This window comes from Mesorhizobium prunaredense, assembly GCF_900156895.1.
GTDB lineage: Bacteria > Pseudomonadota > Alphaproteobacteria > Rhizobiales > Rhizobiaceae > Mesorhizobium > Mesorhizobium prunaredense.
In genome coordinates this window covers 1-10,642 of the sequence record NZ_FTPD01000067.1, presented here as the reverse complement: position 1 = coordinate 10,642, position 10,642 = coordinate 1, and the positions used below count along the sequence as shown (strand labels likewise).

Sequence of the window (10,642 nt, the reverse complement as noted above, 5' to 3'; positions counted from 1 at the left end):
ATATCGCCCCCCTCTGTCCTGCCGGACATCTCCCCCACACGGGGGGAGATTGGCTGATCGAGCGTCCCGCTCGCCTCTCCCACGTCGACAACAGATGAATCAAATTTGCCGATCAGGCGAAAACTATTCGGTTGCGGTGAGCCGCCGCCCTGCCTACGATTTCAATCAGCATTGAGGACAAGGCAGGATGCAGCAACCCGGCCGTGCCGCAGAGATCAAGGCAATCGGGATCGGCAAGAGCTTCGGCTCGTTCCGTGCACTGGACGATCTGACGCTCGATATCGGCCGCGGTGAGTTCCTGACCCTGCTCGGGCCGTCGGGTTCGGGCAAGACCACCTTCCTGATGATCCTTGCCGGTTTCGTGCAGCCGACCGACGGCCGCCTTTACAGTGATGGCGTCGATATCACCGAGCGGCCGGCCGAGCAGCGCGCCGCCGGCATGGTTTTCCAAGGCTACGCCCTGTTCCCGCATATGAGCGTCGAGGCCAACATCGCCTTCCCGCTCAAGGTGCGCAAGAAGTCGGCGGCCGAGATCAAGCGCCGCGTCAGCGAGATGATCGAGCGCGTCGGGCTGAAGGGCCACGAGAAGAAACTGCCGTCGCAATTGTCCGGCGGCCAGCAGCAGCGTGTGGCGCTGGCCCGCGCACTGGTGTTCGAGCCGGGTGTGCTTTTGCTCGACGAGCCGTTCTCGGCGCTCGACAAGGGCTTGCGCGGCCAGATGCAGGCCGAGATGAAGCGGCTGCACCAGGAAACCGGCACCACCTTCGTCTTCGTCACCCATGACCAGAGCGAGGCGCTGGCGCTATCGTCGCGCGTCGCCATCTTCAACCACGGCAAGTTGCTGCAGGTCGGCGCGCCTGACGAGGTCTACGACCGGCCGGCCAACCGCTTCGTCGCCGAGTTCCTCGGTGAGATCAACATGCTGCCGCTGAAGGGCGTGCGCAACGCCGACAACGGCGCCACAGGCCTGTGCGAAGACCGCACCATCACCCTGCGCGGTAATGCAAGCGCCGTCGGCAGCAACGCCATTCTGGCGATCCGGCCCGAATACATGTCGATCGCGCCCGAAGCGACAGCCGGCGAGAACGGCATCGCCGCGACTGCGGTCGCCTCGACCTATCTCGGCGCTGCGACGCGGCTCGATCTCACCACGCGCCAAGGTGCCAAGGTGACGGTCTCGGTGCCGAACGAGGTCGCCGCTTCGGCACTCAGCAAGGGAAATTCCGTATGGCTGACATGGCCTGCGGAAAAAGGTTTCCTCCTTCCGGACGGAGGACAATGACGATCGGCGTGGCGAAGCTGAAATTCGCCAGGCCGGCTTTCGGGAAATATCAACGACAAAAAAGGGGAACTGACATGACAAACAATTCAGAGATGAGCGAAACCAGGAAACACGCCATCGAGACGCTGTCCGCCAGGGCGGTGCGCGGCGAGATCTCGCGCCGGCAGTTCACGCAGCTGGCCGCACTCGTGCTGGCCGGCACGCCGATGCTGCTGCGCTCGACCGGCGCCTTCGCGCAGGCCAAGGAACTGGTGCTGGTCAATTGGGGCGGCGACGCCATCACCGCCTATGACGCGGCCTATGGCCAGGCCTTCACCAAAGAGACCGGCATCACCGTCAAGATGGACGGCTCCGGCCCGACCGAGGGCGCGATTGCGGCGCAGTTCAAGAGCGGCGCCCCGACCTGGGACCTGGTCGACGTCGACCCGTTCTCGGCGATCACGCTCGGCGCGCAGGGCATGCTCGAGCCGATCGACTATTCGATCGTCGACAAGAAGAAGATGCGCGAGGGCTTCGGCTGGGAGCACGCCGCCTCGACCTATTTCTTCTCCTATGTCATCGCCTATGATTCCGAGAAATTCGGCAGCCAGGCGCCGACCGGCATGGCCGACTTCTTCGACGTGACGAAATTCCCCGGCAAGCGCTCGCTCTACAAATGGGGCGTGTCGAGCTGGGAAGCGGCACTGCTGGCCGACGGCATCGCGCCGGCCTCGCTCTACCCGCTCGACCTCAAGCGCGCGCATGACAAGATCGCCGCCTTCAAGGAGAATGTCGTTGCCTATTGGGGCGGCGGCGCCGAAAGCCAGAGCGTGCTGCTCGACGGCGAGGCTTCGATGGCCATCGTCTGGTCGACGCGCGCCTCGCTGATCGAGCAGGATTCCGGCGGCAAGATCAAGTTCATCTGGGACCAGGGCCTGATCTCGCCCGGCGCGCTCGCCGTGCTCAAAGGCAATCCCGGCGGCAAGGACGCGGCGATGAAGTTCATTGCCAGCGCCCAGGATCCGGAAAAGCAGCTCATCATGTTCGACAAGCTCGGCCAGGGCCCGGCCAATCCGGCCACCGACGCGCTGATCCCCGCCGACAAGAAGCGCATCAACCCGGTCGACCCCGAAAACATGAAGAAGCAGATCCCGCTCGACATGGAGTGGTACGCCAAGAACTACGGGGCCGCACTCGACGAATACACGAAGATCATCTCCGCCTGATAGACCGGGATAACCGGAGCCGAGATGAAAGCATATCTCTCCGACAGGATGGGCGCGGCGCTGTTGATGGCGCCGCTGCTGCTGTTCCTTGGCGCCGCCTATGCCTGGCCATTCTTCGGCGTCGTCAATTGGAGCTTCACCCTGCCCGAGCCGGGGCTCGGGCAATATGGCACGCTGCTTAGCGACCCGCTGGTGCAGTCGGTGTTTGTCCGCACGCTGCGCATCGCTGCAATCGTCACGATCGTTTCGGTTGCCGCCGCCTACGCCATCACCGTGGTGTGGGTGCGCGGCACGCCGGCGCAGCGCGTGATCGCCGAGTTCTGCATCCTGGTGCCGTTCTGGATCTCGGTGCTGACGCGCGCCTTCGGCTGGGTGGCGCTGCTTTCCAATCGCGGCCTGTTCAACACCTGGCTGCAGGCGATCGGCTTCATCTCAGAACCGCTGACGCTGGTGCGCAACGAATTCGGCGTCATCGTCGGCATGACGCATTTCCTTATTCCTTTCGCCGTGTTTCCACTGGCGTCTTCGATGCACAGCCTCGACGACCGCGTGCTGCTGGCGGCGCGCGGGCTCGGCTCCAGCCGCATGCGCACCTTCTGGTCGGTGTTCGTGCCGATGACCCGCTCCGGCATCATCGGCTCGGCGCTCATCGTCTTCGTCTTTTCGCTCGGCTTCTTCGTGACGCCGGCGATCCTCGGCGGCGGCCGCAGCGTGATGGTCGCCGAGCTGATCTATCTGCGCATCTTCCAGAGCCCGGATTGGGGGCTGGGGGCGGCGATCAGCGTCGTGCTGGTGCTGTTCGTCGGCGCGCTGATGGCGCTGCTGTTCCGCTATGTCAGACCGAAGCAGCTGATCTGATGCCGACCTACCGCCCCGGCCCCGTCTCGCTGATCCTCGCCGCACTGGTGGCGCTGTTCCTGCTGTTGCCGCTGCTTGCCGTCATCCCGGTGTCGCTGACGCCGACCCGCATGCTGGCGATGCCGTCCGGCGAATTGTCGCTGCGTCACTACCGGGCGCTGATCGAAGATCCGCGCTGGATCAATTCGATCCTGCTCTCGATCAGGATCGGCGTCGTCAGCAGCGCCTTTTCCACCGTGCTGGCGCTGTGCTTCAGCCTCGGTGTGTGGATGTTCCAGCCGCGCTTCACCGCCGCGCTGGTCGGCTTCGTGCTGCTGCCGATGGTGGTGCCGCCGGTGGTCTCGGCGATCACGCTCTACTTCCTGCTGACCTCGATCTCCGGCGTCTCTTCGTTCTTCGGCTACGACACCTGGCTCGGTGTCGCCATGGCGCATGCGGTGATGACGGTGCCCTTCGCAACGGTGCTGATCCTGGTGTCGCTCAGCCAGCTCGACCGGCGCATCGACCTTGCCGCGCGCGGTCTCGGCGCCACGGTGTGGGAGCGCGCCACCCGCATCATCATGCCCAACATCAAATTCGGCATCGTCACCGCCGCCCTGCTGTCGTTCGTGCTGTCCTGGGAAGAGATCGGCGTCACCCTGTTCATCACCTCGGTCAACGCCATCACGCTGCCCAGGCTGATGTGGATGGGCCTGCGCGACAACATCGACCCGGCGATCGCCGCCCTCTCGGTGATCCTGATCATCATCACGGTGCTGGTGCTGGCGGCGCGCAGTGCCGTGGTCAGGCTGCGCGGGGGGCAGTAGGGGGCGCGAAGGATTGCCAACCTTTGACTTGATTTGTTTTCCAAGCTTCTTCTACCCCATGGCGTGGCGGATTGTCTTGGACAGACGGCTAAGGAATGCCGGTCTAGACGAGGCGTCGAGCTTCCACGACAGCACCGCCGTCGCCATTTTCCGCGGCAACACCCCGACCGACAGGAACCAGGCGGCAAGGACGGCGCGCCGGCGCAGGGACGCGGTCATTTCGAGGCTGGCGACGGCGCCCGCCGCCCCAAGCGCCAGCCGGGAATCATTGGCCACGGGGTGCCGGCGCCTGTCCGCGCACAGCGACGCCAGCCGCTCTTCCAGGTGGACCGGATCGTGGCGGACAGCCTCCGACGGCACGATGGTCAGGCCGATCCCGGAGGCTTGATCCGACAGCGCCTGCATGCGGCGAAAATCGTGGGTTACCCGCCAGCGTGCCCGCTCGGCGAGCATTTCACCGAACACCGAATGGTTGGCGCCGTGGATCCGGTAGGCGCCGACGCATTCGTCGATGGACTGGACGTGTCCGTACATGGGCGCCAGCGTTGCAAGGTAGCCATCGGCGCCCTGGCGGAACTCCGCCTCCGGTATAGGCATGATCGATTCGAGGGTTGTGCGATCAAAGGCCAGCCCGCTGGTCACAGTCGTCTGATAGCGGCCCTTGTGCAGCAGTTTCGGCATGACATCACCGCTGTCGAAGGGCAGTTCGGGCGGCGGAAAGACGTCCTTGATGCGTTGTCGTTCGTCGACGATATGCAGCCTGGACTGCACCTGGGCGGTTGCCGCATCCCAGGTGTCGACGATCGTCGAGACGGCGGTTGGATAGAGATAGTCGTCGGCGTCGAGGAACAGGACGATCTTGCCCGAGCTTGCCGCAAACCCGGTGTTGAACGCCGCCGCATGCCCGCCATTTTGCGCGCGCGGGCAAGCGAGGATCCTGTCCCCATATGATTCCATGATTGTCGTGGAATTGTCCTGCGATGCATCGTCGACGACGATGACTTCGACATCCGCGTAGTCTTGTTCCAGGGCGCTGTCGATGCTGCGTTTGAGGAAGCGCGCGTAATTGTAGTTCGGGATGATGATGGATACCGGAATACTCGGGACAGGCTGCATCGCATTTGACCTCGCATCTTGCTTTGGTTTCGGCAAAGCCCGCTCACGGGCCTGCCGCCTCTTCAAGTGTCCGACGAGTTCCCTGAGGAAAAGCCTGCGGCTTCCCTCAGGCGACGGGCTCGCCTTCGAGGGCTGCCGCCTTGGTCAAGAGCGTGGGTCGGCGGCAGCAAAAGCTCCGACGGTTTTCGGCCGGTCGCAACCGAGCCCGACGGAAATGTCTCGCCCTTCGGTCGCGATCAGGTCGGGATCGAGGTGGACGGGCGCCTTGAAGGCATCGCGGATACTGACCTTCAAATACGGCTGGAACAAGCCCCGCACCAAGAACAAGACTCACAAGTCTGTTACATCTGAGGCAGCGCGCAGCGGCGTGGACTGTGGATAATCGCAGATGTTGGAGGTTGGCGGCGGCTATCCCGAAGCCGGCGGCAGCCGGCTTCGGGATATGACCGTGCAGCCTGAACGGTTCAGGCGGCCTGCAGCCCCGGCAGCGACAGATCGGCTTCCTCCGGCAAGTCGCCGGCCATCGCGGCAGCGAACCTGGTCTGGTCGAGTTCCCCTTCCCAGCGCGCCACGACCACGGTCGCCACCGCATTGCCGATGAAGTTGGTCAGCGCCCGGCATTCCGACATGAAGCGGTCGACGCCGAGGATCAGCGCCATGCCGGCGACCGGCACTGCGGGCACGACCGAGAGCGTCGCGGCCAGCGTGATGAAGCCGGCGCCGGTGATGCCGGCAGCGCCCTTGGAGCTCAGCATGGCGACGGCGAGCAGCAGAATCTGGTCGCCGAAGGTCAGCGGTGTGTCGGTCGCCTGGGCGATGAACAGCGCGGCCAGCGTCATGTAGATATTGGTGCCGTCGAGGTTGAAGGAATAGCCGGTCGGGACGACCAGCCCGACCACCGAGCGGTTGCAGCCGGCGCGCTCCATCTTGGCCATCAGGCCCGGCAGTGCCGCTTCCGAGGACGAGGTGCCGAGCACCAGCAGCAACTCTTCCTTGATGTAGCGGATCAGCGCCAGGATCGAGAAGCCGTTGTAGCGGGCAACCGCGCCGAGCACCACCAGCACGAACAGCAGCGATGTCAGGTAGAATGTGCCGATCAGCATGGCGAGGTTGGCGATCGAGCCGATGCCGTATTTGCCGATGGTGAAGGCCATGGCGCCGAAAGCGCCGATCGGCGCGGCTTTCATCAGGATGGCGACGAGGCGGAAGATCGGCGTGGTCAATGCCTGCAGGAAATCGACGACCGGGCGGCCGCGATCGCCGACCGCGGCAAGAGCGAGCCCGAACAGCACCGAAAAGAACAGCACCTGCAGGATGTCGCCCTTTGCGAAAGCGCCGGTGATGGTGTCGGGGATGATGTTCATCAGGAAACCGACGATGCTGGTGTCGTGCGCTTTTTCGGTGTAGGTCGCCACCTTTGTGGCATCGAGCGTGGCCGGATCGATATGCATGCCGGCGCCCGGCTGGACGACGTTCGAGACGACGAGGCCGACGACAAGCGCCAAGGTCGAGAATGCCAGGAAGTAGATCATCGCCTTGCCGGCGACGCGGCCCACCTTCTGCAGGTCGGAAACGCCGGCGATGCCGGTCGCCACCGTCAGGAAGATCACCGGCGCGATCACCATCTTCACCAGCTTGATGAAGGCGTCGCCGAACGGCTTCATCGCCTCACCGGTTTCGGGATAGAAGTGGCTGAGCAGCACGCCGGCGGCGATCGCCGCCAGCACCTGCACATAGAGATGCCGGTAGAACGGAAGTTTGCCGCGCGGCGCGGCGGCAGCGAATGCTGTCTGCATGACGTCCTCCATTGTGCTCCGATCGAAAGCTCGACCTCCCGGAGCGTTTGCATTTGACCCCCAGCAGCCTCGCGACCGCTGAAGTCGTGTTTGCAACTGCCGTGCCAGACTGCGTTGAAGAGGCTATCGTTTTGATTTTGTTGAGTATCCTCGAACTCAAACTTTTGGCTTTGCCCTCACAAAGTGCGGATGTTCGCATGGCCGAATTGTGCTTTGTGCGAAATCATGCACAAATGGGCGATGCTGCAACGCCCCGCCGCTGCCTTGCCTTCGACGCCCGAGCAACTTGGCAGGCGAGCGCGCCGTGCCTGGCTGCTGTTTGCGGCCATCGCCCTTGCGACGGCCACGGCCGCACTTTACGGCGCCGGTCTCTATGGCCGCACCACCGAGCTCGGGACACTGGCGGCGCAGGGCCGCACCGACGCCAATCTGAAGGTTGCGCTATTGCGCGCCGTTCTGGAAAGCCCGCGCGCCCTGCCCCTGCTTTTGTCGGAAGACCAGCAGGTGCGCGACGCGCTGGCGCTGAAAAGTGCTGCTGCAATCGATGTGCTGAACCGCAAGCTTGAAGGGCTGGTCTCCGGCACCAAGGCCTCGGTGCTCTATGTCATCGGCACCGACGGGCTGGCGATCGCCTCCAGCAACTGGCGCGAGCCGATCAGCTTCGTCGGCAACGACTACCGGTTCCGCGACTATTTCTCCGGGGCGATGCAATCGGGAACCGCCGAATATTTCGCGCTTGGCAATGTCAGCAAACGCCCAGGCCTCTACATCTCGCGCCGCGTCGGCGATGCTGCCGCACCGCTGGGCGTCGTCGTCGTCAAGGCGGAGTTCGATCAGCTCGAGGCCGACTGGCACGAGGTGAACCGCCCGGCCTATGTCAGCGACGAGCGTGGTATCGTCCTGATCACCAGCGTGCGGTCCTGGCGCTTCATGACGACGGCGCCGCTTGCCGGGCCTGATCTTGCCGCCATCCAGAACAGCCAGCAGTTCGGCGATGCACCGCTGATGCCGTTGCCGATCACGCGCCCGAAGGCGCTCAGCCCGGACACATCCATCGTCCACGCGGTGACGCCCGGCGGCAGCGACGCGGAATATCTCCGGCTTTCAGCCCCGGTTCCTTCGACCCCCTGGCGGCTCGACTATCTCGTCCCGGCCGAGGCGCCGATCGCCGCCGCGGCCCGTGAAATGCGGCTCCTTGCGCTCGGCGTCTTGGTCCCGTTGCTCGGCCTTGCTGCGTATCTGTTGTGGCGCCGGCAGTCGGGACAAATGCGGATCGCCGCCGAACAGGCGGCGCGCACCGAACTCGAGCGCCGCGTCGTTGAACGAACCGAGGATCTGAGCCGCGCCCGCGACCGGCTGCAGGCGGAGATATCAGACCATCGCAGCACGGAAGCCAAGCTGCAGGTGGTGCAGCAGGATCTGGTCCAGGCCAACCGCCTCGCCATCCTCGGCCAGGTCGCCGCCGGCGTCGCCCATGAGATCAACCAGCCGGTTGCCACCATACGCGCCTATGCCGACAACGCCCGCGTCTTCCTCGACAGGAAGCAGACCGCGCCCGCCGAGGAAAACCTCGGCGCCATCGCAGCACTGACCGAGCGCATCGGCACCATCACCGAAGAATTGAAGGCCTTTGCCCGGAAGGGCCGCACCGCCGCCGAGCCTGTCGAATTGCGCGGTGTCATCGAGGGCGCCGTCGTGCTGTTGAGAAGCCGCTTTGCCGGCCGGCTCGACGCACTGGCGATCGACCTGCCACCGCCGAGCCTCAAGGTCATGGGCAACCGGGTCCGGCTCGAACAGGTGCTGATCAACCTCTTCCAGAACGCGCTTGAAGCGCTGGAAGGCCGCAACGACGCCCACGTGCGGGTTTCGGTCGAGGAGACCGCGGACGGCGTGACGGTCGGCGTGTCCGATAACGGACCTGGCATTCCGCCAGGGATTCTCAAATCGCTGTTCACGCCGTTCAACACATCCAAGGAAAAAGGCCTCGGTCTTGGCCTTGTCATCTCGAAGGATATCGTCGCCGACTACGGCGGACGCATCGAGGTTTCGAGCGACGGCAGCGGCACCCGCTTCATCATCCATCTCTTGAAAGCAGCATAGTGGCCAAGGCAGCATGACGAACGACGACGCAGCGCCGGTCATCTTGGTCGATGACGACAGCGATCTCCTCAAGGCCACCGCGCAGACGCTTGAGCTTGCCGGCTTTTCGGTCTCGGCTTTTTCGGTGGCGGCCGAGGCGCTGGCCAGGCTCGACGCCGGTTTTGCCGGCGTGGTGGTGTCGGATATCCGCATGCCTCAGATTGACGGCTTGCAGCTTTTCGACCGCATCCTGAGGCTGGACCCGGACATTCCGGTCATCCTCGTCACTGGGCATGGCGACATCGCGGTTGCCGTCAAGGCGATCAAGGACGGCGCCTACGACTTCATCACAAAACCCTTCGCCGCTGACCGGCTGGTGCAGAGCGTGCGCCGCGCCGCGGAAAAGCGCCGTCTGGTGATGGAGAACCGCGCCTTGCGCGAGGCGGCCGGAGAGGCGCAGGACGGCCTGCCGCTGATCGGCCAGACGCCGGCGATGGAAAGGCTGCGCCGCACGCTGCGCCAGATCGCCGACACCGATGTCGACGTGCTGGTGACCGGCGAAACCGGCTCCGGCAAGGAAGTGGTGGCGAGCCTTTTGCATCGCTGGAGTCGCCGCGCCAAGGGCAATTTCGTTGCGCTGAACTGCGGCACGCTGCCCGAAACGGTCATCGAGAGCGAATTGTTCGGCCACGAGGCCGGCGCCTTCACCGGGGCGCAGAAGAAGCGGATCGGCCGTATCGAGCATGCCAGCGGCGGCACGCTGTTCCTCGACGAGATCGAAAGCATGCCGGTCTCGACACAGGTGCAGATGCTGCGCGTGCTGGAAATGCGCGAGGTCACCCCGCTCGGCACCAACGAAATGCGGCCGGTCGACCTGCGCGTCGTTGCGGCCGCCAAGGTCGATCTCGGCGATCCGCGCCAGCGCGGCACGTTCCGCGAGGACCTTTATTACCGGCTCAACGTGGTAACGATCTCCATTCCGCCGCTGCGCGAGCGCCGCGACGACGTCGCCCTGCTGTTCTTCTACTTCGCCGAGCGCGCCGCCGCCCGCTTCCGGCGTCCGCTGCCGGCGGTGCCGGCCGCGGTGCACCGCCATCTGAGCGACCATGACTGGCCGGGCAATGTGCGCGAGCTCGCGCATTTCGCCGAACGCTTCGTGCTTGGACTGGAGGAAGACGCTGGAGTCCCATCCCCTGCCCCAGCCCCGCCGGACGCCGCCATGAAGCTGCCGGAGCGGCTGGAGCGCTACGAGGCCGACATCATCCGCGAGACGCTTAACCGCAACGAGGGCGACGTCAGGCGCACCATCGAAGCATTGGGGATTCCGCGCAAGACCTTCTACGACAAGCTCCAGCGCCACGGCATCGTGCGCAGCGAGTTTTCCAGGTAGTAGGGCCGACAGGCCGGGTGCCCTCTGCCCTGGCTTCCAGCGCTCGTGGTTGGCGAAAGCCGAAGCGGCATCCAATCTCCCCCTTGCGGCAGGGCTGTCCGGGGAAAGTT

9 protein-coding genes are annotated in these 10,642 nt (G+C 64.7%); 6 read left to right on the top strand and 3 right to left on the bottom strand.

The features are described 5' to 3' along the window. The first annotated feature begins 187 nt into the window (after positions 1 to 187). The 4 genes from BQ8794_RS29240 (at position 188) to BQ8794_RS29225 (ending at position 4,151) form a co-directional block, all read left to right on the top strand. Positions 188 to 1,282 (top strand): ABC transporter ATP-binding protein, encoded by a 1,095-nt coding sequence (locus BQ8794_RS29240; RefSeq protein WP_077382356.1) that lies wholly within the window; start codon positions 188 to 190, stop codon positions 1,280 to 1,282. A gap of 92 nt (positions 1,283 to 1,374) precedes the next feature. Continuing rightward, positions 1,375 to 2,487, top strand: a complete 1,113-nt coding sequence (locus BQ8794_RS29235; protein ID WP_077383444.1) for an ABC transporter substrate-binding protein — start codon at positions 1,375 to 1,377, stop codon at positions 2,485 to 2,487. 24 nt (positions 2,488 to 2,511) lie between these two features. After that, complete coding sequence (locus BQ8794_RS29230) at positions 2,512 to 3,345, top strand: ABC transporter permease (RefSeq protein ID WP_077382353.1); 834 nt, start codon at positions 2,512 to 2,514, stop codon at positions 3,343 to 3,345. Continuing rightward, on the top strand, positions 3,345 to 4,151 hold the full coding sequence (locus tag BQ8794_RS29225; RefSeq protein WP_077382350.1) for an ABC transporter permease: 807 nt from the start codon (positions 3,345 to 3,347) through the stop codon (positions 4,149 to 4,151). Before BQ8794_RS29230 ends, BQ8794_RS29225 begins: the two co-directional genes overlap by 1 nt. A gap of 51 nt (positions 4,152 to 4,202) precedes the next feature. On the opposite strand, the gene BQ8794_RS29220 is transcribed toward BQ8794_RS29225, so the two are convergent. From BQ8794_RS29220 to BQ8794_RS29210, 3 genes are all read right to left on the bottom strand, one after another. After that, the gene (locus tag BQ8794_RS29220) at positions 4,203 to 5,267 is read right to left on the bottom strand and encodes a glycosyltransferase family 2 protein (RefSeq protein WP_077382347.1); all 1,065 of its coding nucleotides are present in this window, start codon (positions 5,265 to 5,267) and stop codon (positions 4,203 to 4,205) included. 144 nt (positions 5,268 to 5,411) lie between these two features. Beyond that, the gene (locus tag BQ8794_RS29215; RefSeq protein ID WP_167378884.1) at positions 5,412 to 5,576 is read right to left on the bottom strand and encodes a hypothetical protein; all 165 of its coding nucleotides are present in this window, start codon (positions 5,574 to 5,576) and stop codon (positions 5,412 to 5,414) included. Between the two features lie 155 nt (positions 5,577 to 5,731). Further along, entirely contained in the window at positions 5,732 to 7,063 is a 1,332-nt protein-coding gene (locus tag BQ8794_RS29210) for a dicarboxylate/amino acid:cation symporter (RefSeq protein ID WP_077383442.1), read from the bottom strand. A 240-nt stretch (positions 7,064 to 7,303) separates the two neighbouring features. On the opposite strand from BQ8794_RS29210, the gene BQ8794_RS29205 reads away from it, so the two are divergent. Both BQ8794_RS29205 and BQ8794_RS29200 read left to right on the top strand, forming a co-directional pair. Then, entirely contained in the window at positions 7,304 to 9,163 is a 1,860-nt protein-coding gene (locus BQ8794_RS29205; RefSeq protein ID WP_174654552.1) for a sensor histidine kinase, read from the top strand. 13 nt (positions 9,164 to 9,176) lie between these two features. Beyond that, positions 9,177 to 10,532, top strand: a complete 1,356-nt coding sequence (locus tag BQ8794_RS29200) for a sigma-54-dependent transcriptional regulator (RefSeq protein WP_077382341.1) — start codon at positions 9,177 to 9,179, stop codon at positions 10,530 to 10,532. Positions 10,533 to 10,642 lie beyond the last annotated feature (110 nt).

Excerpts from the sequence above, each read along its gene's own strand:
- BQ8794_RS29210 (WP_077383442.1), bottom strand. The coding sequence starts at position 7,063 with ATGCAGACAGCATTCGCTGCCGCCGCGCCGCGCGGCAAACTTCCGTTC.
- BQ8794_RS29240 (WP_077382356.1), top strand. The coding sequence starts at position 188 with ATGCAGCAACCCGGCCGTGCCGCAGAGATCAAGGCAATCGGGATCGGC.
- BQ8794_RS29235 (WP_077383444.1), top strand. The coding sequence starts at position 1,375 with ATGAGCGAAACCAGGAAACACGCCATCGAGACGCTGTCCGCCAGGGCG.
- BQ8794_RS29205 (WP_174654552.1), top strand. The coding sequence starts at position 7,304 with ATGCTGCAACGCCCCGCCGCTGCCTTGCCTTCGACGCCCGAGCAACTT.
- BQ8794_RS29225 (WP_077382350.1), top strand. The coding sequence starts at position 3,345 with ATGCCGACCTACCGCCCCGGCCCCGTCTCGCTGATCCTCGCCGCACTG.
- BQ8794_RS29200 (WP_077382341.1), top strand. The coding sequence starts at position 9,177 with ATGACGAACGACGACGCAGCGCCGGTCATCTTGGTCGATGACGACAGC.
- BQ8794_RS29230 (WP_077382353.1), top strand. The coding sequence starts at position 2,512 with ATGAAAGCATATCTCTCCGACAGGATGGGCGCGGCGCTGTTGATGGCG.
- BQ8794_RS29220 (WP_077382347.1), bottom strand. The coding sequence starts at position 5,267 with ATGCAGCCTGTCCCGAGTATTCCGGTATCCATCATCATCCCGAACTAC.